The organism is Streptomyces sp. NPDC029014 (assembly GCF_055564695.1).
The window spans coordinates 23,191-43,848 of sequence record NZ_JBVHVT010000078.1 but is presented as its reverse complement, the minus strand read 5'-3'; the positions used below and the strand labels follow the sequence as shown (position 1 = coordinate 43,848).

The window sequence follows — 20,658 nt, the reverse complement described above, 5'->3', positions numbered from 1 at the left end:
ACATTTCCCCTGGGGGTGTTTCCTCGTGGTTGCTTTGGTGGTTTTCCTGGGGGGGGCCCGGAAGGGCCGCCCCCTCCCCCCCCCCCGGGTGGGGGGGGGGGGGGGGGGGGGGGGGCGCCCGACCCCCCCCCCCCGCCCCCGACGCCGCCCCGCTGCCCCCCTCTCGCCTCCGGGCGGGAGGGGTGCTTTCGCGTGTTCCTCAGTCGAGTTCGGCAAGCATGTCCACCAGCGCCCGGCCTTCCGGGGCGCCCTGCCGGAGCAGCAGGCCGCCCACCTTGTGCAGCTCGCCCCACGCGTGGGGCCGACCGACCTCGGAGGCATCGGTGAGGATGCCGGTCGCAGTCGCCAGGGCCGCTTCTGGTTCCCCGGCGCCCGCGTATGCGTGGGCGAGGCACGCCCCGTACCAGGCGCGGTCACGGCGGAACCCGGCGGCGAACCCGGCCAGGCCGTCCGTCAGATTCCTGATCGCGTTCGGCCAGTCCCGCAGGTGAAGGTCGGCCATGCCGCGCTGTGCCGCGAACCAGGGCTCGTCGTAGAAGTACAGCCAGGGCGGAACGTCGACGGCGTTGGCGATGATCAGCTGCGCCTCGTCGAGGCGACGGTACGCCGAGTCCCTGTCTCCGTCGAGGGCATGGCCCCGGCCGACCATCTGTACGGCCATGGCTCGGGTTCCGTCGCTCGCCCCCTCCGTCGAGGCCGCGGCCTCCCCCAGGCGGACGGCGCGCCGGGCGCGGCCCTGGGACCAGGCGAGGTGGGCTTTCATGCTCATGGTGGTGGCGGCCATGTCGCCGTACCCGGATTCGAGGGCCCAGTCGTAGGAGCGGTCGAACCAGGCGAGCGCCGACGCCGCGTTGTCCTGGTCCTGGGCCATCCACGCGAGGAACTGCGCGTACTCGGCCATCACCTTCACGAGCCTGTCGGCGAGCGGGCCGCGCGCCTGCTCGTAGAGGCCGGCCACAGCTTCGAACTGCTTGGTCACCACCGCGTTCATGACCCGCGAGCCGAGGGTGTCCTCGGCCCGGCGGTGCTCCGCCAACAGGCGTTCCATCGCGGCGAGCGAGGCTGCATCCAGCCGCATCCCGGACGCGGTGACCCGCTCCAGGCGCTCGGTCTCCGGATCGGCCACCAGGCCGCCCGGCAGGGCCAGCGAGGGCAACGGCACCTCGGCGCCCGTTCCACCGAGGAGTTCGGCCGGGATACGGAGGCCATCGACGATGCGCTGCCGGACCTCGACGGAGGTCACCGCGCGCCGCCTGTTCTCGATCGCGGAGATGTCCGGCTGTGCCAGGCCGACGAGGGCACCGAGCTTGCTCTGGCTACTGCGGGTCGCTTTCCGCCACCTCTTCAGCAGCGTCGGCCAGTCCTCCGCTGCTGCGGCTGCGCGTAGGTCGGGGTGCACCCATACGTCCAACTCCGGCTCCATCCTCGGAATATAGGACGGCCCTATAGGGCCGGGAAGTGGATCGGGTCGGCAGTCAGCCGACAGGGTGGTTTCACAGCAGGGGCGCACGCCGGTGCCAAGGGCACGTTCGCCAGTCCTGCTCCATCACCCGCTGACGACGGTAGGGAGCACCGGCATGAGCATGCCGCAGGATCACGTGGACGCGGCCGTCCTGGTCGCCCGGGCGCTCGCCCCGTACGGGGAACGCCCCGGCCCGCAAGGCGTCGCGGCGCTCACCGACGACCTGATCGCCTGCGGGCAGGAGCTCCACGCCGCCCTCTGCGGGACACCCTCGACGCAGCGCCCCGCGGGGGCGTTCGAGGCCCTCGCCGAATGGGAGTACTTCGCGGCGGTCGGCCCGCTGGGGTCCGGCCCCCACGCGAACTGGAACCACGCCCGCGGCCTCGCCAGGATCATCCGGCAGCTCGTGCGCGCACTGGAGCACGCGGCCGAGGCGAGCGCGTCGTGACCAGGCCGCACCCCTCGCTCGCGGCCGGGGCCACTCCCGTACCGGGTGCGAGGGGCGCCGATCGCGTCGGCGATGGGACTGGACCGGTGTGCGACCTGCTCCGGGTCGGACCGCTCGCCTGACTATGCCGCGTGGCCGCCGTCCACCGAGAACTCGGCGCCGGTCACGTACGCGGCCTGTTCGCCCGCCAGGAACGCGACCATCGCCGCGACCTCCTCGGGCCGGCCGAACCGCCCGACCGCCGTCAGGTCGGCCTGCGCCTTCGCCATCGGGCCGTCGGCCGGGTTCATGTCGGTGTCCACCGGCCCGGGCTCCACGAGGTTCGCCGTGATGCCGCGCCCGCCGAGCTCGCGGGCCAGCGCCTTGGTCAGGCCGGACAGCGCGGACTTGCTCATCGTGTACAGGGTGCCGCCCGGGCCCGGGACCCGGCGGGCCATGCAGCTGCCGATGGTGATGATCCGGCCGCCCTCGCCCATGCGGTCGGCCGCGGCCTGCGCCGCCAGGAAGGCGCCGCGCACGTTGACCGCGAGCACCCGGTCCACGTCGGCCAGGGTCAGCTCGCCGAGCGGGCCGAGCACCCCGATGCCCGCGTTGTTGACCAGGACGTCGAGCCGGCCGAGGGTGTCGGCGGCCCACTCGACGGCGCCCGCCGCCTCGCCCGGGTCCCCGACGTCGGCGCGTACGGCGTACCCCCGGCGCCCCAGCGCCTCGATCCGCCGCACCACCTCGGCCGCGGCCCGCTCGTTCCCGGCGTAGGTGACGGCGACGTCCGCGCCCTCCTCGGCCAGCCGCAGCGCGACCGCCGCACCGATGCCCCGGCTGCCGCCCGTGACCACCGCAGTCCTGCCGTTCATGACCCCTCCTCGTTGTTGGTTACTTGTTCAACGAGTTCTATGGAACCGGGGCGGGGAGGCCGGGTGCTGGCGGGAATCCGACCTCGCGTTCGGCGGGGCCGGGGAGGCGTCAGGAGGCCCGCCAGACCGTCATGTCGGCGGTGACGAAGCCGGGTACCCGCGGCACCGCCGCAGTCGACTTCACCTGGACCACCAGCAGCGCGATGTCCCCCGAGGGGTGCTTGACGCAGATCTCGCTGCCGGCCGCCACCGCGGCCAGCGACAGGCGGCGCTGCTCGGCGTCGCCGAAGTCGGCGCGGGCGAGGAGGTCGCGGCAGCCCTCGAAGGTGACGCCCGGCTTGGCGAAGGCGAGGTTCATCACGCTGGTGTCGCTCACCAGGGAGCAGTCGCCCTCGTACTTGCCCCCGTCGCAGGTGAAGCGGATGTCGCCCTTGGTGTTCTCCTGCCGCGTCGGCTCCTTGACGTTCACCGACGTCTTGTCGTCCAGCCACTGCTGCACGTACGCGGTCGGCTTCGGCGTTCCCTGCGTTCCCAGCGTGCCCGTCTGGCCCCGCGAGGCTCCCGACGTTCCGCCGGCGGCGGTGCTGCCGGTGCTGCTGTTGCCGCCGGCCCTGCCGGGGCCGGCGGTCGTCCCGGGGGCGCCGGACGCCGAGCCGCCCGGCCCGGATCCGCCCGAACCCGTCGCGCGCGGATTTCCGCCGTCCGATGCCGCCTCGGCCGAGGACCGGCCGCGGTAGGCGTCGAGGGCGTCCGAGACCGTCCAGGCCCCCGCGCCCAGGGCCACCGCGCCGACCACGGCCCCGGCCGCGACCAGCGCCCTGCGCCGGCGGCGGGCCTTCTCCTCCTCCGGCCCGCCCGGTGTCGCCGTGACCTCCGGCGGCGCCCAGGGCGACCCCGCCCGCGTACGGACCGGGGTGGGGTCCGGCACCGGAGCCGGGACCTCCACCTCCGGGCCCATGACCTCCCGCCACACGGCCGGGCCGCCGCCCCCGTCGACGTCCACAGCGGCGTCGGCGTCGGCGCCCAGCCGCTTGCGGCACCAGTCCACGATCTCCGCCGGGGTGGCCCGGTCCGCCGGATCGGCGGCCAGGCACCGGGTGAGCAGCGGGCGCAGAGCCTCCGGCACCTCCTCCAGGTCGGGCGCCTCGTGCACGATCCGGTACAGCACGCTCACCGAGGGCCCGTCCCCGAACAGCGGCCGCCCGAGAGCCGCGAACGCGGCCGTCTGCCCCAGCGCGAACACGTCGGTGGCCGCCGTCACCTCGTCCCCGGACGCCTGCTCGGGGGCCATGTAGGTCGGCGTGCCGATGGCCGCGCCGGTGGTCGTGTGCCGGGTGATGCCCGAGGCCAGCGAGATGCCGAAGTCGATGACGCGGGGGCCGTCGGCGGCCAGCAGCACGTTCGACGGCTTCATGTCGCGGTGCACGATCCCCGCGTCGTGGATGGCCTGGAGCGCCTCGGCCACCCCCGCGACCAGCCACAGCACGGCCGGCACCGGCAGCGGCCCGCGCCGCGCCACGGCCTCGGCCAGCGAGGGCCCGGGCACGTACAGCGTGGCCAGCCAGGGCGGGGTGCCGTCCGCGTCGGCGTCGATCAGCTCCGCGGTGTACGCGCCCCGCACCCGGCGGGCCGCCTCCACCTCCTGGCGGAACCGCCGGACGAAGGCGGTGTCCCCGGCCAGCTCCGGCCGCACCACCTTGAGCGCCACCGGGCGGCCGCCCTGGGTGTGCGACAGGTAGACCCGGCCCATGCCCCCCGCCCCGAGCCGGGCCGCGAGCCGGTAGCCCGCCACCACCTGCGGATCGTCGCCTTGGAGCGGCTGGAACACCTCGGCCGCGCTCGTCATGGGTCTTCTCCCCCTGCTGTCCGCGATCAACAGATGAGTTGATCAACCTGAGAGCTTAAGCGGCGGGCGGCGGCGGCAATCGGACGGGAGTCCGTGCGCGCCGCGGCGACGAGTTCGGGGCGGAGCGGGAGTCTGAACCGGTGCAGCGGCAGCAGCCGCAACCACCGTGATCCAGGAGCGCAGAGCCATGGGCAAGCTGACCCTCACCACCTTCCTCACCCTCGACGGCGTGATGCAGGCACCCGGCGGGCCGGACGAGGACCGCCGGGGCGGCTTCGCCTGCGGCGGCTGGGTGGTGCCGTTCTTCGACGACGCCGCGGGCGGGTTCGTCGACGAGAACTTCGACCGGGCCGGCGCGTTCCTGCTCGGGCGCCGGACGTACGAGATCTTCGCCTCGTACTGGCCGCAGAGGACCGACCCGACGGACCCGATCGCGAGCCGGCTGAACAGCCTGCCGAAGTACGTGGCCTCGACCACCCTCAAGGACCCCCAGTGGGCCGGGACCACCGTCATCGACGGGGAGGAACTGCAGAGCGAGATCATGCGGGTCAAGGACGCCCTGGCGGAGGACCGGGAGCTCCAGGTGCACGGCAGCGGGCTGCTCGCGCAGTGGCTGCTGGCGCGGGACCTGGTGGAGGAGATGCACCTGATGGTGTTCCCCGTCTTCCTGGGCGGCGGACAGCGGCTGTTCCCGACCGGCGGGCTGCCGACGGCCTGCGAGCTGGTCGCCTCGCGCACGACGCCGAACGGGATCGCCATCCACACCTACCGGCCGACGGGGCGCGCCGCCTTCGGCACCTTCGACTGACGCGGACGGACACGGACGGACGGGTGTCGGTGCGGTCGGTGCGGGTCGGCAGGCGGACGGCCGGTCCCGCCGCCCCGCACCGCCCCGGTTCGCACCGCACCGATCCGCCCCCGCCCCGCAAAGCGATCGACCGGCGCGATCGGGCTCCGGTACGGTGGGGCCGCCCCGTGCGAGCCACCGAAGTCTCCACCCGCCCCCAGCCGTTGGAGACGACCGCCGGTGACCGCTTCCCCCCTCCTCGACCGCCCCGCCGCCGCTGCCGCCCCCGCTGGGCGCGCCGCCCGCCTCGCCCGCCTCGCGGACCTGCCCGTGCTGGCCGTCGCCGTGGTGTGGGGCGGGAGCTATCTCGCCGCCAAGGGGATCACCGCCGCCGACACCGTGATCGCCGTGCTCGTCCTGCGGTTCGCGCTCGTCCTTCCCGTGCTCCTCGTCGCCGGGTGGCGTCGGCTGCGCGCCCTCACCGGCCGCCAGCTGCGCGGCGCGGGCCTGCTGGGCCTCGTCCTCGGCGGGATCTTCGTCCTGGAGACGTACGGCGTCGTCCACACCTCGGCCACCAACGCCGGCCTGATCATCAGCCTCACCATGATCTTCACCCCGCTCGCCGAGGCCGCCCTCCGGCGCCGCGCCCCCTCCGGGGCGTTCCTCGCCGCCGCGGGCCTCTCCGTCGCCGGGGTGGTGCTGCTGACGCAGGGCGCCGGGTTCACCGCGCCCGGCACCGGCGACCTGCTGATCCTCGGCGCGGCCCTCGCCCGTACCGTGAACGTCCTGCTCACGGCCCGGATGCCGGCGGTGCGGGACGCCGACTCGCTGTCCCTGACCACCGTTCAGCTCGGCGCCGCCGTCCTGGTCTTCGCCGCCCTGGCCGCCCTGCCCGGCACCGGCGCGACCCCCTGGGCGGCGGCCGCCGCCTTCGGCCCCGCCGACTGGGCCGGACTCGCCTTCCTCTCCCTCTGCTGCACCCTGTTCGCGTTCTTCGTGCAGATGTGGGCCGTACGCCGCACCTCGCCGTCCCGCGTGAGCCTGCTCCTGGGCACCGAACCGCTGTGGGCGGCCGCCGCCGGCATCGCGCTCGGCGGCGAGCACCTCGGCCCGGCCGGTCTCGCCGGCGCCGCCCTGGTCCTGGCCGGCACCGCCTGGGGCCGCCGCGCCGCCGACCCCGCAGCCTCCCGAAAGGCCGCGGCCGGCCCCGCGGAGTGACCGGAAAGCGCCGGGTCATTGGATCAACTGCCGCCGTAGGGTGGCCACATGCCTCAACCGGACATCAGCGGGAACTCCCCGGACTTCCAGGCCGACCCGTACTCCTTCTACGCCGGGCTGCGGGCCGCCGGCCCCGTCCACCCGGTCGGGGTCTCGGCGCCCGAGTACGAGCCCGGCTGGATCGTCGTCGGCCACGAGGAGGCCCGGCAGGCCCTGAACCACCCGGACCTGTCGAAGGACTGGAGCAGCAGCCTGCCGGACGTCGCGCGCACCGCGGCCAACCTGAACATGCTGGAGTCCGACCCGCCCCGGCACACCCGGCTGCGCCGCCTGGTCGCCCGGGAGTTCACCGCCCGCCGCGTCGAGGCGCTGCGCCCCCGCGTCCAGCGGGTCACCGACGAACTGATCGACGCGATGGCCGCCCGCCCGCAGCGCACCGCCGACCTCGTCGAGGCCGTCGCCTTCCCGCTGCCCATGACGGTGATCTGCGAGCTGCTCGGCGTTCCCGACCTGGACCGGGCCCGGTTCTCCTACTGGTCCAAGGAGGTCGTCGCCCCCTCGGGCGGCACCCCGGACACCCGGGCCCACCGGGAGCTCAGCCTGTACCTCGGGGAACTCGTCGCCAGCAAGTCCAAGGAGCCCGGCAAGGAGCCCGGCGAGGACCTGCTCAGCGCCCTGATCCGGACCCGGGACGAGGACGGCGACTCGCTCTCCCCGGACGAGCTGATCGGCATGGCCTTCCTGCTGCTGGTCGCCGGCCACGAGACCACCGTCCACCTCGTCGCCAACGGCATCCGGGCCCTGCTCGCCCACCCCGACCAGCTCGCCGACCTGCGCGCCGACTACGAGGGCCTGCTCGACGGGGCGGTCGAGGAGATGCTCCGCTACGACGGCCCGGTGCAGAACGCCACCTTCCGCTACGCCCGCCGGGACGTGGAGATCGGCGGCACCACCGTCCCCGCCGGGGCCACCGTCCTCGTCTCGCTGGCCGCCGCCGACCGCGACCCGGACCGCTTCCCCGACCCCGACGCCTTTGACATCCGGCGGGCCCCGCAAGGCCACCTCGCCTTCGGCCACGGCCTGCACTTCTGCCTCGGCGCCCCGCTGGCCCGGATGGAGGGCCGCATCGCGATCCGCGGCCTGCTGGAACGCTTCCCCGACCTGGCCGAGGACCCGGACGCGGGGCCGCCGTCCTGGATCGGCGGCAGCCTGATGCGGGGCGTCACCCGGCTGCCGGTGCGCTGGTAGCCGCGCCCCATGCCCGCACCCGTACGGCCGTCGCGGCTCAGGCCGTCGCGGCTCAGGCCGTCCTGGCTCGGCCCGTCGCGGCTCCGGCCGTCGCAGGCCCGGCCGTCCTGGCTCGGCCCGTCGCGGCTCCGGCCGTCGCAGGCCCGGCCGTCACGGCTCCGGCCGTCGCAGGCCCGACCCTCACAGGTCCGGCAGCTCCGCCAGGGCCACCCGGCGCCGCTCCCGCCGCGACAGCTCGCAGGCCTCCGCCACCCGCAGCGCGGCCAGCGCCTCCCGGCCGTCGCAGGGGTTGGGGCCCTCGCCGCGCACCAGCCGGACGAAGGCCGCGAGCTCCGCCTCGTACGCGGGGCCGAACCGCTCCAGGAACCCGGTCCACGGCTTGGGGGCCGGGGGCGGGCCGTGCGGTTCCGTCGAGGCGATCGGCGTACGGTCGTCCAGCCCCGCGGAGACCTGGTCGAGCTCCCCGGCCAGCTCCATCCGCACGTCGTACCCGGCCCCGTTGAGGCGCGTGCCCGTGCACGTCACCAGGGTCGAGTCGTCCAGCGTCAGCACGGCCGCCGCGGTGTCCACGTCACCGACCTCGCGGAACCGCGCCGGGCCGGCGTCCGAGCCGGTCGCGTACACGTCCGCCACCTCCCGCCCGGTCACCCAGCGGATCATGTCGAAGTCGTGCACCAGGCAGTCCCGGTACAGGCCGCCGGAGCCGGCCAGGTACGCGGCGGGCGGCGGCGAGGGATCGGCGGTCATGGTCCGTACGGTGTGCAGCCGGCCCAGTGCCCCGGAGCGCACCAGCTCCCGCGCCGTGCGGTAGCCCGCGTCGAAGCGGCGCATGAAGCCCAACTGGAGCACCCCGCCCCCGGCGGCCACCTCGCGGAGCACTGCCAGGGTCCGGTGCAGGTCGGTGGCCAGCGGCTTCTCGCAGAAGACGGGCAGCCCGCCGCGGACGGCACGCAGCACCAGCTCGGCGTGCCCGTCGGTGGAGCAGGCCACGACGACGGCGTCCACGCCCCAGGTGAAGACGTGGTCCACGGAGGGCGCGGCCGTGGCTCCCAGCCGGTCGGCGAGCCGTGCGGCCCGCGCGGGATCGGCGTCGGCGAGCAGCAGCGAGCCGGCGTCCGGATGGCGGGCCAGTGCGGCCGCGTGGAAGGAGCCGATCCGGCCCGTTCCGATCAGCCCGATGCGCATGCACTCAACCTGGCCCGCCGGGCGGAGGCTGTCAATCCGCATGACGGTGGCGGGCGGGCGCGGGGCGTCGGGAAGCCCCCGATGACCTCACATGCGCCACTGTGGCGGATACTGGGCGGCTGAAACCGGAATGACCGCTTTGCTATCGGCGGACGCAGAAGAGCGGCGCGCAGCACGACGCCGCGCGGAAGAGCGCGGCACGAGGGAAGGGCACGCAGACGTGGCCAGGACAGGGACAGGGGTACGCGTCGTGGGCGCCGTGCTCGCGGCGGTGCTGGGGGCCTCCCTCGCGGGCTGCAGCAGCACGGGCGGCAAACGCGCCGAGGAGCGGGCGAAGGCCGCCGAGGCGGGCCGGCCCGCCGTGTCCACCCCCCGCTGGACCTTCGCGATGATCACCCACGCGGGCGACGGGGACACCTTCTGGGACATCGTCCAGAAGGGCGCCAAGGAGGCCGCCGCCAAGGACAACATCAACTTCGTCTACGCCCACGACGACCAGGCGCAGCAGCAGGCCCAGTTCGTGCAGAACGCCATCGACCAGAAGGCCGACGGCATCATCGTGAGCCTCGCCAAGCCCGAGGCCCTCAAGGACGTGATCGGCAAGGCCGTCAAGGCAGGCATCCCGGTGATCACCGTCAACTCCGGCTCCGCGCAGTCGGCGGAGTACGGCGCCCTCACCCACATCGGCCAGGACGAGCAGGTCGCGGGCGAGGCCGTCGGCACCGAGCTGACCAAGCGGGGCCGCACCAAGGCCGTCTGCGTCCTGCACGAGCAGGGCAACGTCGGCCACGAGCAGCGCTGCGCCGGAGCGAAGAAGACCTTCGGCGGCACCATGGAGAACCTGTACGTCGAGGGCACCAACATGCCCTCCGTCCAGGCCGCCGTCCAGGCCAAGCTCCAGGCCGACCCGTCCGTCGACGCGATCCTCACCCTCGGCGCCCCCTTCGCGCCGACCGCCGTCAAGGCCAAGGAGGCCGCGGGCAGCAAGGCCGAGGTGGACACCTTCGACCTGAACGAGTCCGTCGCCCGCGACCTGAAGTCCGGGGCCCTCGGCTTCGCCGTCGACCAGCAGCCCTACCTCCAGGGCTACGAGGCCGTCGACCTGCTGTGGCTGTACCGCTACAACGCCGACGTGCTCGGCGGCGGCCGCCCGGTCCTCACCGGACCGCAGATCGTGACCGGCGCCGAGGCCGCCAAGCTGGAGGAGTACATCAAGCGGGGCAGCCGATGACCGCGCTCGCCCCCACCCCGGCCCCCGGCCCGGCGCCGGCCCCGGGCGGCTCCGGCGACGAGCGGCTCGCCCCCACCTCCCTGCTGCGCCGCCTGCTCGGCCGCCCCGAGCTGGGCGCGGTCGTCGGCGCCGCTGCCGTCTTCGTCTTCTTCTCGTTCGCCGCCCCCAGCTTCCTGCAGGCCTCCAGCCTCAGCACGGTCCTGTACGCGGCCTCCACCATCGGGATCATGGCGGTCCCGGTGGCGCTGCTGATGATCGGTGGCGAGTTCGACCTCTCCGCCGGCGTCATGGTCACCACCGCGGCCCTGGTCAGCTCGATGTTCAGCTACCAGATGACCGCCAACGTGTGGGTCGGCGTCGGGGTGTCCCTGCTGGTCACCCTGGCCATCGGCTTCTTCAACGGCTTCATGCTGACCCGCACGAAGCTGCCGAGCTTCATCATCACGCTCGGCACCTTCCTGATGCTGACCGGCCTCAACCTCGGGTTCACCAAGCTGATCAGCGGCACCGTTTCCACCAAGAGCATCGCCGACATGGAGGGCTTCCCCTCGGCCCGCGCGCTCTTCGCCTCCCAGTGGACCGTCGGCGAGGTCACCCTCAAGGTCACCATCCTGTGGTGGATCGCCCTGGTCGCCGTCGCCACCTGGATCCTGCTGCGCACCCGAGCCGGGAACTGGGTCTTCGCGGTCGGCGGGTCGGCGGACGCGGCCCGCGCCGTCGGCGTGCCGGTCGTCAAGACCCGGATCGGCCTGTACATGGGCGTCGCCCTGTGCGCCTGGATCTCCGGGCAGCACATCCTCTTCTCGTACGACGTCGTCCAGTCCGGCGAGGGCGTCGGCAACGAGCTGCTGTACATCATCGCGGCCGTCATCGGCGGCTGCCTGCTCACCGGCGGTTACGGCTCCGCGATCGGCGCGGCCGTCGGCGCCTTCATCTTCGGCATGACCAGCAACGGCATCGTGTACGCCCAGTGGAACCCGGACTGGTTCAAGTTCTTCCTGGGCGCGATGCTGCTGCTGGCCGTGCTGCTCAACGCATGGGTCCGCAAGCGGGCGGAGGCACGGGCATGAACACGCCACAGGAGAACACCGGTGCGCCGCTCGTGAAGCTGACCGGCGTCAGCAAGTTCTACGGCAACATCCGGGCCCTGAAGGACGTCTCCCTGGAGGTCTCCGCGGGCGAGATCACCTGCGTCCTCGGCGACAACGGTGCCGGCAAGTCCACCCTCATCAAGATCATCGCAGGGCTGCACCGGCACGACGCCGGCACCTTCGAGATCGACGGCGAGGAGACCGTCCTCGTCAACCCGCGCGCCGCCCTCGACCGCGGTATCGCCACCGTCTACCAGGACCTGGCCGTCGTCCCGCTCATGCCCGTCTGGCGGAACTTCTTCCTCGGCTCCGAGCCCACCCGCGGCCGCGGCCCGTTCCGCCGGCTCGACGTGGACCTCATGCGCACGACCACCCGCAGCGCGCTGCTGAGCATGGGCATCGACCTGCGCGACGTCGACCAGCCGATCGGCACCCTGTCCGGCGGCGAGCGGCAGTGCGTGGCCATCGCCCGCGCCGTCCACTTCGGCGCGAAGGTCCTCGTACTCGACGAGCCCACCGCCGCCCTCGGCGTCAAGCAGTCCGGGGTGGTCCTCAAGTACGTGGCCGCCGCCCGCGACGCCGGTCTCGGCGTGGTCCTCATCACCCACAACCCGCACCACGCCCACCTGGTCGGGGACCGCTTCGTCCTGCTCAAGCGCGGTGCCATGGCGGGCAGCCACACCCGCGACTCGATCACCCTGGACGAGCTCACCCGCCAGATGGCCGGCGGCTCCGAGCTGGACGAGCTGAGCCACGAGCTGGAGCGGGTGGCAGAATCGGACGGGCACCCCGCATCCGACCCCGCCGCAGACGGCACCGCACACGGCACCACCGCACCCTGAGGGACGACACGACTCGATGAGCACGTACCGGGACTTCACGCTCTCCCACCGGGGGTCGGCGCGGGGCACCGTCCTGCGGACCATCGGGACCCGTGAGCGCCGGTCGCACCTGACCGCCCCGCGCGTCCCGACCGTCGGCATCGACATCGGCGGCACCAAGGTCATGGCCGGCGTCGTCGACGCCGACGGCGTGATCCTGGAGAAGATCCGCACCGAGACCCCCGACAAGTCCAAGAGTCCCAAGGTCGTCGAGGACACCATCGTCGAGCTGGTGCTGGACCTGTCCGACCGGCACGACGTCCACGCCGTGGGCATCGGCGCGGCCGGCTGGGTCGACGCCGACCGCTCCCGCGTCCTCTTCGCCCCCCACCTGGCCTGGCGCGACGAGCCCCTGCGCGACGCCCTGCAGTCCCGCCTCGCAGTCCCGGTGATGGTCGACAACGACGCCAACACCGCCGCCTGGGCGGAATGGCGCTTCGGCGCCGGCCGCGGCGAGGACCACCTCGTCATGATCACCCTCGGCACGGGCATCGGCGGCGCCATCCTCGAAGGCGGCCAGGTCAAGCGGGGCAGGTTCGGCGTGGCCGGCGAGTTCGGCCACATGCAGGTCGTCCCCGGCGGTCACCGCTGCCCCTGCGGCAACCGCGGCTGCTGGGAGCAGTACAGCTCCGGCAACGCCCTGGTGCGCGAGGCCCGCGAGCTGGCCGCGGCCGACTCCCCGGTCGCCCACAACATCATCGCCAGGGTCGGCGGCAACGTCTCCGAGATCACCGGACCGCTGATCACCGAGCTGGCCCGCGAGGGCGACGCCATGTGCGTCGAGCTGCTGGAGGACATCGGCCAGTGGCTCGGCGTGGGCATCGCGAACCTCGCCGCCGCCCTCGACCCCTCATGCTTCGTCATCGGCGGCGGTGTCAGCGCCGCCGACGACCTGCTGATCGGCCCCGCCCGGGACGCCTTCCGGCGCCACCTCACCGGCCGCGGCTACCGGCCCGAGGCCCGTATCACCAAGGCCGAGCTCGGGCCCGAGGCCGGTATGGTCGGCGCCGCCGACCTCGCCCGGCTCGTCGCCCGCCGCTTCCGCCGCGCCACGCGTCGGCGCGTCGAACGGTACGAGCGCTACGCGCAGCTCGGCCGGCGCGCCGCCCCCCGTCCCGAGGACCAGGAAAAGCAGTGACATCCCCCACCCTGCCCCGCCAGGCCCCCGCCCCCGACGAGGTGGCGGCGCCGATCCCGGCCGAGGACCGCAAGCACGTGGTCCGGCGCCGCTGGATCACCGCCGTCATCATCCTGCTGCTGATCGGCGTGCCCGCCGGCTACCTCGCCGTCTCCGCCCAGCAGAGCCGCGCCAGTGGCCGCGACAAGGCCGCCAAGGTCGGCGCGAGCAAGGTGCGTCCCGGCTGGCCCTCCCGGGTGCAGCGCAGCATCTACGACGTCCCCATCCCGATCAAGGCCTGGCGGGTGGGCTTCCTGGAGACCAACAACTGGCACACCAGCCGGCTGTACGTGCAGTTCGCCGTCACCCCGGCCGAGCTGGACACGTTCCTCACCTCCCTCGGCACCAGCCGCTCGGCGCTGACCCCCGAGGTGTCCATCTCCGCGCACGACGCAGCCGTCGCCGGCTGGAGCTGGGGCCCCGCCAACCGCTGGTACGGGATCACCCTGGAGCAGCCCGACCCGCGCCCCACCCGCGACGTCACCGTCGACCTCACCGACCCGGCCAAGCCCCGCGTCTACGTGGTCTCCACCGCCGTCCCGTAACCACCCGGCCCGGGCGGGGCGTGCCGCTAGCCTGGGATCATGAAGCTCACCAAGCGGCTGCACTCCTGCGTCCAACTGGAGAAGGACGGGCGCGTGCTCGTCATCGACCCCGGCGCCTTCAGCGAGCCCGACGCGGGCCTCGGGGCCGACGCCCTGCTCGTCACGCACGAGCACCCCGACCACTTCGACGAGGGCCGGCTGCGGGCCGCCCTCGACGCCAACCCCGCGGCCGGGCTGTGGACCCTGCGCAGCGTCGCGGAGCGGCTGGCGCCCGCCTACCCGGGCCGCGTGCACACCGTCGGCAACGGCGACGCCTTCACCGCGGCCGGTTTCGAGGTGCAGGTGCACGGCGAGCTGCACGCCGTGATCCACCCGGACCTCCCGCGGGTCACCAACGTCGGCTACCTCGTGGACGGCTCCCTCTTCCACCCCGGCGACGCGCTGACCGTCCCCGGCACCCCGGTGGAGACCCTGATGCTCCCCGTGCACGCCCCGTGGAACAAGGTCGCGGAAGTGATCGACTACGTCCGCGAGGTCAAGCCGGTCCGCGCCATCGACATCCACGACGCCTACCTCTCCGACATCGCCCGGCCCATCTACGACACGGTTCTGGGCAACCTGGGCGGGGCGCCGCACGGTCGGATGGCCGCGGGGGAGAGCGCCGCCCTCTGAGCACCGCCCTCTGGGCACCGTCCGCCGGGCGCCGGGAACCGGCGGGCTGTCGGTGCCGGGCGGTAGGTTGTCTGGTATGCGTATCGCCACCTTCAACGTCAACTCGATCACCGCCCGGCTGCCGCGGCTGCTGGCCTGGCTGGAGTCCTCCGGCACCGATGTGCTCTGCGTCCAGGAGACCAAGTGCACCGCCGAGCAGTTCCCCTTCGACGAGCTGCGCGAGCTGGGGTACGAGGCCGCGGTCAACGCCACCGGCCGGTGGAACGGCGTCGCCCTGGTCTCCCGGGTCGGCCTGGAGGACGTGGTCGCGGGCCTGTCCGGCGGGCCCGGCTACGAGGGCGTGCAGGAGCCCCGGGCGATCTCCGCGACCTGCGGCGGGGTCCGCCTGTGGTCGGTGTACGTGCCGAACGGCCGCGAGGTCGAGCACGACCACTACGGCTACAAGCTGGACTGGTTCCGCGCCCTGACCACGGCCGTGGCCGAGGACGCCGCCGGCCCCCGCCCCTTCGCGGTGCTCGGCGACTTCAACGTGGCCCCCACCGACGAGGACGTCTACGACGTGGCGGCCTTCGCCGGTCTCACCCACGTCACCCCCGCCGAGCGGGCCGCCCTGGAGGCGCTGCGCGCCGCCGGCCTGTCGGACGTGGTGCCGCGCCCGCTCAAGTACGACCGCCCCTACACGTACTGGGACTACCGTCAGCTCTGCTTCCCGAAGAACCGCGGCATGCGCATCGACCTGGTCTACGGCAACGAGCCCTTCGCCAAGGCCGTCAAGGACGCCTACGTGGACCGCGAGGAGCGCAAGGGCAAGGGCGCCTCCGACCACGCACCGGTCGTCGTCGATCTCGACCTCGACGCGTAACCCCCGGATTCAGGCGCGCCCTGTGGCCAGCCGGGCGCCTCGGTGCCAGGCTGGGCGACATGAACATCCCCTTCCTGGACCACTGGCTCAACCGGAACGACACGGAACGGGGTGCGGGACTCGCCGCCGCCCTCGCGCACGATCCCGAAGGCATCAGCGAGTTGTTCTCGGAGTGCGAGATGCTGCGCGTCCAGGCCCGCGCGGCCGGACTCGAACTCGACGAGACCCCGGCCTCCTTGGAAGCGCTGGACCAGCTGATGCCGCGCTGGCGCCGGGACCCGGAGATCGTCCCTTGGCTCGGCAACGACGCGGGCCTCTACCTCGGCACGGTGATCATCCGGACCCGTCCGGGCGCGACCTGGCAGGTGCGCCCCGACGGGCAGCCGGTGATCCTGCTGGCCTCGGGCCGGGAGTTGAACGTGGTGGAGTCCGGGGTGTCCTGGGCCGTGACGGGATCCCCCGAGCTCTCCCAGGCGTACGCGGAGGCCTCTGAAGGCATCATCTAGGTCCGGCAGCACCCCGCCTGACGGCGACCGAAGGGCGGCCGCGGCCGCAAGCGCCACCGCAGCCGCCACCGCAACCGCAACCGCAACGGAACCGGAACGGAGCCCGGATGGCCGTCGACATCGTCTTCGAGACCCACTCGCTCACCGAGGACAACGAACGGGGCATCGCCACCGGCCGGCTGCCCGGAAGGCTCTCCCCGGCGGGCCGGGGCCTCGCCGCGGAGCTCGGCGCACGCCGCCGCGACGACGGCCTCGCGGCCGTGTTCGTCTCGGACCTGCACCGGGCGGTGGAGACCGCCCGGATCGCCTTCGCCGGCAGCCCCCTCCCCGTGCACCGCGACCCGCGGCTGCGCGAATGCGACTACGGTGCGCTCAACGGCCGCCCGGTGGCCGACCTGGCCGGCCGCCGCTCCCGGCACATCGACACCCCTTTCCCCGGCGGCCAGAGCTACCGCCAGGTCATCGCGGCCACCGCGGACTTCCTCCGCGACCTGGCCGCGTCCCGGGACGGCCAGCGGGTCCTCCTCATCTCCCACTCGGCCAACAAATGGGCGCTCGACTGCCTCCTGCTCGGCGCCTCCATCGAGGACCTGGTGGACGCCCCCTTCGGCTGGCGGGAGGGCTGGCACTACCGGCTGCCCGCGGACCGGCCGCCCGCAGGACCCGCCTCCCGCGCGTCCGCACCCGGGCGTGTCGACGGATGAACCACGGCCGCCGCCCGGATAGTTGAGCCCGGATCCGGCACACGAGCAAGGGGGAGGGCATGGCCGTCGAACCGCTGATCGAGCTGCGGAACGTCAACAAGCACTACGGGCAGCTGCACGTCCTGAAGGACATCAGCCTCACCGTCGGCCGCGGGGAGGTGGTCGTCGTCATCGGCCCGTCCGGCTCCGGGAAGTCGACCCTGTGCCGGACCATCAACCGGCTGGAGACCATCGAGTCGGGAACGATCACCCTCGACGGTCGGTCGCTGCCCGCCGAGGGCAAGGACCTGGCCGCGCTGCGCGCCGAGGTGGGCATGGTCTTCCAGTCCTTCAACCTGTTCGCGCACAAGACGGTCCTGGCCAACGTCTCGCTCGCACAGATCAAGGTCAGGAAGCGCGGCCGGACCGACGCCGACCGGCGCTCCCGGGAGCTGCTGGAGCGGGTCGGACTCGCCGACCAGGCCGAGAAGTTCCCCGCCCAGCTCTCGGGCGGCCAGCAGCAGCGGGTGGCGATCGCCCGCGCTCTGGCCATGGACCCCAAGGCCCTCCTCTTCGACGAACCCACCTCCGCCCTCGACCCGGAGATGATCAACGAGGTGCTGGAGGTCATGCGGCAGCTGGCGGCGGAGGGGATGACCATGGTCGTGGTCACCCACGAGATGGGCTTCGCCCGGTCCGCCGCCAACCGCGTCGTCTTCATGGCCGACGGCACGATCGTCGAGGACCGCACGCCGGAGGAGTTCTTCACCGCCCCCGCGAGCGACCGCGCCAGGGACTTCCTCTCCAAGATCCTCAAGCACTGAGCTCAGCGCAGGGGGACCGCCACGTACGAGGGGTCGGCGGCGGGGGAGGTGAAGGTGAGCTGGGCGCCGAAGGGGTTGTACTCCGCGTACAGCGGGTCGACGGTGTCGACGACGAGGGCCAGCCGGTGGCCCGCCGGGACGTCGTAGGCGGTGGAGAACAGGTCCAGGTCCACGCCGAAGGCGCGACCCGGGGTCCTGCCGTGGAAGGTGTACGGGGCGTGGGTGACCAGCTTGCCGATGCCGAGCGGGCCCACGTCGTACAGGTACGCGACGAACGTGCCGTCGGACCGGGTGGGCGTGACCGTGGTGTGCAGCCGCGCCGTGCCGCGGACGTGCCGGTCGCTGCCGTACCGCTCCGACTGCCAGACGGCGGAGAAGGTGCGCGGCAGCAGCGGGATGGAAGCCGTCGGCGGGATCTTGGTGAACTGGTCCAGGGCGCTGGAGAGCAGGACGACACCGCCGTCGGCACCGGTGTTGACGCCGGTGAACAGGTGCTCGCTGTCGTTCAGCGGGAGCTTCTCGGTGGCGGCCGCGCCGACCGACTTCCAGTCGGCGTAGCCCTCGTAGCCCCCGGTGCTACGGGATTTGATCTGCACGGGGGCCTCGGTGTCCACCCCGTTGCGCTCGCCCTTGAGGTGGCGGTCGAACCAGCGGCGGGCGCTGGCCCAGGTGTCGTTGGGCAGGCCGAACAGGCCCATGCCCTCGGCGGTGGCGTGGTCGCCGGGGCGGAACTCCAGCCGCTTGGGCCCCTTCAACTTCTCGAAGAAGGAGGCGTACTGGTTGGGCGCGAAGATGGTGTCGCCCCAGGCGTTGCCCAGCATGACGGCGGTGCCGTGGGCGTTGATCCGGTCCACCTGCTCCGAGGCCGAGCGGACCCGGCCCCACTCGATCATCTCCTGCTCCCGGTCCAGGCGGGAGCCCATGAAGTCGGACAGGATCTGTTCGAGTTCGGGTCCGGGGCGGCCGGTGACCCGGCCGACGGCGCCGAGCAGGGCGGTGGCCTGGAGGTGCTGGGTGCGGCCGGAGTAGATGGACTCGATGAGGTCGGCCCAGCCGCTGAGCGCCACCACGGTCGTGATGCGCGGGTCGTGCGCGGAGGCGAGCAGGCTGATGCCCGCCCCGTACGAGACCCCGCCCACGCCGATGCGGCCGGGGTCGGCGGGGGTGTGGGCCAGGGCCCAGTCGATGACCGCGGAGACGTCGGCGACGTCCGGCGGGCCGGCCACCTCGATCTGCCCGCCGGAGAGCCAGAACCCGCGGGAGGTGTAGCTGACGACGACGTAGCCGGAGTCGGCGAGCTTCTTCGCCTGGGCGACGTACTCGATCTGCGGCATGCCCCAGCTGCTGGGCATCACGATCAGCGGGTACGTCCGGCCGGGTTCGGCGCCGGCCGGGGCGAACACGTTGCCCTTGAGGGTGATGCCGCCCGAGCCCGGGATGTCGTGGAAGGTCAGGTCCGGCGAGGCCGCGGCGGCGGCCGGGGAGCCGGCGGGGGCGGGGCCGGGGACGGGGGCCGCCGCCCGGGCCGGCTGGGGGGTCAGGCCCAGGGCGGCCACGGTCAGGGCGGCCGCCACGGCCGCCGCGGTGGGGGTGCGGACCATCGTGGGCTCCTCGAATGCGCCGTGTCGAAGTGACCCGACGGTAACGGGAGTTGCTTACCTGAGGTAACCCGTCAGTAAGTTACGCACTGGTAACGATTGATCGAATTCTGGTGCAGTGCAGTGCAGTGCAGTGCAGTGCAGTGCGGGGTGGGGCGGTGTGGGGCGGTGTGGTCCGGTGGCCGCCCCGACCCCCGGCCCCCGCCCCGGCCGGGGGCCGGCGTGCCCGGTCAGCCGTTCTGGGTGGCGCCGTTCAGTGCGCTCTTGGCCTTCCACTCGTCCCAGGACAGGTTCCACTCCCCGTACCCGTTGCCGAGGTCCGCCTTGCCCTTGGAGCCGCTTCCCGTCACCTCGACCGCGTCGCCGACCTGGGACGAGTCGAACAGCCACTTGGCGTCCGCGTTGCTCATGCCCACGCAGCCGGAACTGGCGTTGGCCCGGCCGAAGTTCCCTTCGTTCCACGGGGCGGCGTGGATGTACATGCCCGACCAGGTCACCCGCATCGAGTAGTCGACCAGCTTGTCGTAGGAGTCGCCCAGACCCACGGTCTGGGAGTCCATCCGGATGGTGCCCTCCTTGGTCATCAGCACCATCTTCCCGGACCAGGAGGCCTTCTTGCCGCCGGGCGTGCCCGCCGAGACCGGGATCGTCTTCACGGTCTGGCCGTCCTCGACCACCGACATCTTCTTGCTGTCGAGGTCCACCTGGAGTCGGCGGTCCTTGCCTATCTTGAAGTTGGTGTCGTAGTCGCGCACGAAGTAGCCGCCGCCCTGGCCGGAGTCCACGCCGTTCAGGCTCATCTCGACCTTGACGTCGGTCCCCGACTTCCAGTAGTCCTTCGGCCGCCAGTCCACGCGGTCGTTGCCGGCGTGGTCCTTGACCCAGCCCCAGGAGCCCTCGGTGTTGTTCGAGGTGGTCACCTTCAGGTGCTTCTCCACCTCGGCCTTGTTCTTCACCGGGTTGTCGAAGACCAGCGAGACGGGCTGGGCCACGCCCACCGTGCCGCCCTTGCCGGGGACGATCGAGACCTTGTTCACCTTGTCCGCGGCCGCGGTCTTGAACTGGGCGCTCGCGCTCTGGCTGCCCGTGTCCTGCGCCTCGACCTTGTAGTCCGTGCCCGGCGCCGCGTTGCGCTCCGAGGTCCAGGTCCGGCCGTCGTCGGCTATCTTCCCGGGCAGCTCGCCGCCCTTGCCGTCGGACACCTTGACCTGGGAGAACTTGCCCGCCGCGAGCGTCACCTTCACGGGCTCGCCGGGCTTGGCCTGGTCACCCGTGAGGTTCACGGAGATCGCCATGGCGGGCTTGTTCTTCGGGTCCGCCTTGCCGTCGGCCTTGTCGCCGCCGTCGGCGCCGCCCGTGCAGGCGGTCAGCGCTGCGGCCATGAGTGCGGTGCCCGCCAGCAGGGCGTGACGGCGGTGTGCGAAACGGCGTGTGCGGCTCAACGAAAACCCCTCCAAAGCAACGGTCGTCCGCAAATGGAGATGCGGACAGGGCGACTCTAGGTTCCGCAATCCGCAGAAAAGATCGGACTTCGTCGTTG

At 73.1% G+C, this 20,658-nt stretch carries 20 protein-coding genes; 14 read left to right on the top strand and 6 right to left on the bottom strand.

Annotated features, from left to right (window positions below; genetic code table 11):
- Positions 1-199 precede the first annotated feature (199 nt).
- On the bottom strand, positions 200-1,423 hold the full coding sequence (locus tag ACZ4VL_RS32105; RefSeq protein WP_468207020.1) for a helix-turn-helix domain-containing protein: 1,224 nt from the start codon (positions 1,421-1,423) through the stop codon (positions 200-202).
- A gap of 154 nt (positions 1,424-1,577) precedes the next feature.
- On the opposite strand from ACZ4VL_RS32105, the gene ACZ4VL_RS32100 reads away from it, so the two are divergent.
- Positions 1,578-1,910 carry a DUF6415 family natural product biosynthesis protein gene (locus tag ACZ4VL_RS32100; RefSeq protein ID WP_468207017.1) on the top strand — a complete coding sequence of 111 codons (333 nt, stop codon included), beginning with the start codon at positions 1,578-1,580 and terminating at the stop codon, positions 1,908-1,910.
- A 122-nt stretch (positions 1,911-2,032) separates the two neighbouring features.
- Here ACZ4VL_RS32100 and ACZ4VL_RS32095 read toward each other — a convergent pair whose 3' ends face one another.
- Entirely contained in the window at positions 2,033-2,764 is a 732-nt protein-coding gene (locus ACZ4VL_RS32095; RefSeq protein ID WP_468207015.1) for an SDR family oxidoreductase, read from the bottom strand.
- A gap of 109 nt (positions 2,765-2,873) precedes the next feature.
- Positions 2,874-4,610, bottom strand: coding sequence for a serine/threonine-protein kinase (locus tag ACZ4VL_RS32090; RefSeq protein ID WP_468207012.1), 1,737 nt, complete (start codon positions 4,608-4,610; stop codon positions 2,874-2,876).
- Between the two features lie 187 nt (positions 4,611-4,797).
- Between ACZ4VL_RS32090 and ACZ4VL_RS32085 the strand changes: the two genes are divergently transcribed.
- The 3 genes from ACZ4VL_RS32085 (at position 4,798) to ACZ4VL_RS32075 (ending at position 7,863) form a co-directional block, all read left to right on the top strand.
- Positions 4,798-5,418, top strand: coding sequence for a dihydrofolate reductase family protein (locus ACZ4VL_RS32085; RefSeq protein WP_468207009.1), 621 nt, complete (start codon positions 4,798-4,800; stop codon positions 5,416-5,418).
- A 219-nt stretch (positions 5,419-5,637) separates the two neighbouring features.
- Complete coding sequence (locus tag ACZ4VL_RS32080) at positions 5,638-6,615, top strand: DMT family transporter (protein ID WP_468207006.1); 978 nt, start codon at positions 5,638-5,640, stop codon at positions 6,613-6,615.
- 48 nt (positions 6,616-6,663) lie between these two features.
- Positions 6,664-7,863: a cytochrome P450 family protein gene (locus tag ACZ4VL_RS32075; RefSeq protein WP_468207003.1), complete on the top strand. Its 1,200-nt coding sequence runs from the start codon at positions 6,664-6,666 to the stop codon at positions 7,861-7,863.
- Between the two features lie 180 nt (positions 7,864-8,043).
- On the opposite strand, the gene ACZ4VL_RS32070 is transcribed toward ACZ4VL_RS32075, so the two are convergent.
- A complete protein-coding gene (locus tag ACZ4VL_RS32070) occupies positions 8,044-9,048 on the bottom strand; it encodes a Gfo/Idh/MocA family protein (RefSeq protein ID WP_468207000.1) in 1,005 nt (334 codons plus the stop codon).
- 220 nt (positions 9,049-9,268) lie between these two features.
- Between ACZ4VL_RS32070 and ACZ4VL_RS32065 the strand changes: the two genes are divergently transcribed.
- The 10 genes from ACZ4VL_RS32065 (at position 9,269) to ACZ4VL_RS32020 (ending at position 17,520) form a co-directional block, all read left to right on the top strand.
- Positions 9,269-10,279 (top strand): sugar ABC transporter substrate-binding protein, encoded by a 1,011-nt coding sequence (locus tag ACZ4VL_RS32065; RefSeq protein ID WP_468206997.1) that lies wholly within the window; start codon positions 9,269-9,271, stop codon positions 10,277-10,279.
- Entirely contained in the window at positions 10,276-11,349 is a 1,074-nt protein-coding gene (locus ACZ4VL_RS32060; protein ID WP_468206995.1) for an ABC transporter permease, read from the top strand. The genes ACZ4VL_RS32065 and ACZ4VL_RS32060 overlap by 4 nt, the downstream gene beginning before the upstream one ends.
- Positions 11,346-12,212, top strand: a complete 867-nt coding sequence (locus ACZ4VL_RS32055; protein ID WP_468206993.1) for an ATP-binding cassette domain-containing protein — start codon at positions 11,346-11,348, stop codon at positions 12,210-12,212. The genes ACZ4VL_RS32060 and ACZ4VL_RS32055 overlap by 4 nt, the downstream gene beginning before the upstream one ends.
- A 16-nt stretch (positions 12,213-12,228) precedes the next feature.
- The gene (locus tag ACZ4VL_RS32050; protein WP_468206990.1) at positions 12,229-13,389 is read left to right on the top strand and encodes an ROK family glucokinase; all 1,161 of its coding nucleotides are present in this window, start codon (positions 12,229-12,231) and stop codon (positions 13,387-13,389) included.
- On the top strand, positions 13,386-13,973 hold the full coding sequence (locus ACZ4VL_RS32045) for a hypothetical protein (RefSeq protein WP_468206987.1): 588 nt from the start codon (positions 13,386-13,388) through the stop codon (positions 13,971-13,973). The genes ACZ4VL_RS32050 and ACZ4VL_RS32045 overlap by 4 nt, the downstream gene beginning before the upstream one ends.
- A gap of 39 nt (positions 13,974-14,012) precedes the next feature.
- Positions 14,013-14,645 (top strand): MBL fold metallo-hydrolase, encoded by a 633-nt coding sequence (locus ACZ4VL_RS32040; protein WP_468206984.1) that lies wholly within the window; start codon positions 14,013-14,015, stop codon positions 14,643-14,645.
- 76 nt (positions 14,646-14,721) lie between these two features.
- Positions 14,722-15,507: an exodeoxyribonuclease III gene (locus ACZ4VL_RS32035; RefSeq protein WP_468206981.1), complete on the top strand. Its 786-nt coding sequence runs from the start codon at positions 14,722-14,724 to the stop codon at positions 15,505-15,507.
- Positions 15,508-15,566: 59 nt separating this feature from the next.
- Positions 15,567-16,013 carry a DUF6278 family protein gene (locus tag ACZ4VL_RS32030; protein ID WP_468206978.1) on the top strand — a complete coding sequence of 149 codons (447 nt, stop codon included), beginning with the start codon at positions 15,567-15,569 and terminating at the stop codon, positions 16,011-16,013.
- A 107-nt stretch (positions 16,014-16,120) separates the two neighbouring features.
- Positions 16,121-16,717 (top strand): histidine phosphatase family protein, encoded by a 597-nt coding sequence (locus ACZ4VL_RS32025; protein ID WP_468206975.1) that lies wholly within the window; start codon positions 16,121-16,123, stop codon positions 16,715-16,717.
- Between the two features lie 59 nt (positions 16,718-16,776).
- Positions 16,777-17,520, top strand: coding sequence for an amino acid ABC transporter ATP-binding protein (locus ACZ4VL_RS32020; protein WP_468206972.1), 744 nt, complete (start codon positions 16,777-16,779; stop codon positions 17,518-17,520).
- 2 nt (positions 17,521-17,522) lie between these two features.
- On the opposite strand, the gene ACZ4VL_RS32015 is transcribed toward ACZ4VL_RS32020, so the two are convergent.
- Positions 17,523-19,121 (bottom strand): CocE/NonD family hydrolase, encoded by a 1,599-nt coding sequence (locus ACZ4VL_RS32015; protein WP_468206970.1) that lies wholly within the window; start codon positions 19,119-19,121, stop codon positions 17,523-17,525.
- 227 nt (positions 19,122-19,348) lie between these two features.
- The gene (locus ACZ4VL_RS32010) at positions 19,349-20,560 is read right to left on the bottom strand and encodes a L,D-transpeptidase (protein ID WP_468206967.1); all 1,212 of its coding nucleotides are present in this window, start codon (positions 20,558-20,560) and stop codon (positions 19,349-19,351) included.
- Between the last annotated feature and the right edge of the window lie 98 nt (positions 20,561-20,658).

Coding starts and splice junctions, on each gene's coding strand:
- ACZ4VL_RS32105 (WP_468207020.1), bottom strand. CDS start 1,423: ATGGAGCCGGAGTTGGACGTATGGGTGCACCCCGACCTACGCGCAGCC.
- ACZ4VL_RS32100 (WP_468207017.1), top strand. CDS start 1,578: ATGAGCATGCCGCAGGATCACGTGGACGCGGCCGTCCTGGTCGCCCGG.
- ACZ4VL_RS32095 (WP_468207015.1), bottom strand. CDS start 2,764: ATGAACGGCAGGACTGCGGTGGTCACGGGCGGCAGCCGGGGCATCGGT.
- ACZ4VL_RS32090 (WP_468207012.1), bottom strand. CDS start 4,610: ATGACGAGCGCGGCCGAGGTGTTCCAGCCGCTCCAAGGCGACGATCCG.
- ACZ4VL_RS32085 (WP_468207009.1), top strand. CDS start 4,798: ATGGGCAAGCTGACCCTCACCACCTTCCTCACCCTCGACGGCGTGATG.
- ACZ4VL_RS32075 (WP_468207003.1), top strand. CDS start 6,664: ATGCCTCAACCGGACATCAGCGGGAACTCCCCGGACTTCCAGGCCGAC.
- ACZ4VL_RS32070 (WP_468207000.1), bottom strand. CDS start 9,048: ATGCGCATCGGGCTGATCGGAACGGGCCGGATCGGCTCCTTCCACGCG.
- ACZ4VL_RS32060 (WP_468206995.1), top strand. CDS start 10,276: ATGACCGCGCTCGCCCCCACCCCGGCCCCCGGCCCGGCGCCGGCCCCG.
- ACZ4VL_RS32055 (WP_468206993.1), top strand. CDS start 11,346: ATGAACACGCCACAGGAGAACACCGGTGCGCCGCTCGTGAAGCTGACC.
- ACZ4VL_RS32050 (WP_468206990.1), top strand. CDS start 12,229: ATGAGCACGTACCGGGACTTCACGCTCTCCCACCGGGGGTCGGCGCGG.
- ACZ4VL_RS32040 (WP_468206984.1), top strand. CDS start 14,013: ATGAAGCTCACCAAGCGGCTGCACTCCTGCGTCCAACTGGAGAAGGAC.
- ACZ4VL_RS32035 (WP_468206981.1), top strand. CDS start 14,722: ATGCGTATCGCCACCTTCAACGTCAACTCGATCACCGCCCGGCTGCCG.
- ACZ4VL_RS32030 (WP_468206978.1), top strand. CDS start 15,567: ATGAACATCCCCTTCCTGGACCACTGGCTCAACCGGAACGACACGGAA.
- ACZ4VL_RS32025 (WP_468206975.1), top strand. CDS start 16,121: ATGGCCGTCGACATCGTCTTCGAGACCCACTCGCTCACCGAGGACAAC.
- ACZ4VL_RS32020 (WP_468206972.1), top strand. CDS start 16,777: ATGGCCGTCGAACCGCTGATCGAGCTGCGGAACGTCAACAAGCACTAC.
- ACZ4VL_RS32015 (WP_468206970.1), bottom strand. CDS start 19,121: ATGGTCCGCACCCCCACCGCGGCGGCCGTGGCGGCCGCCCTGACCGTG.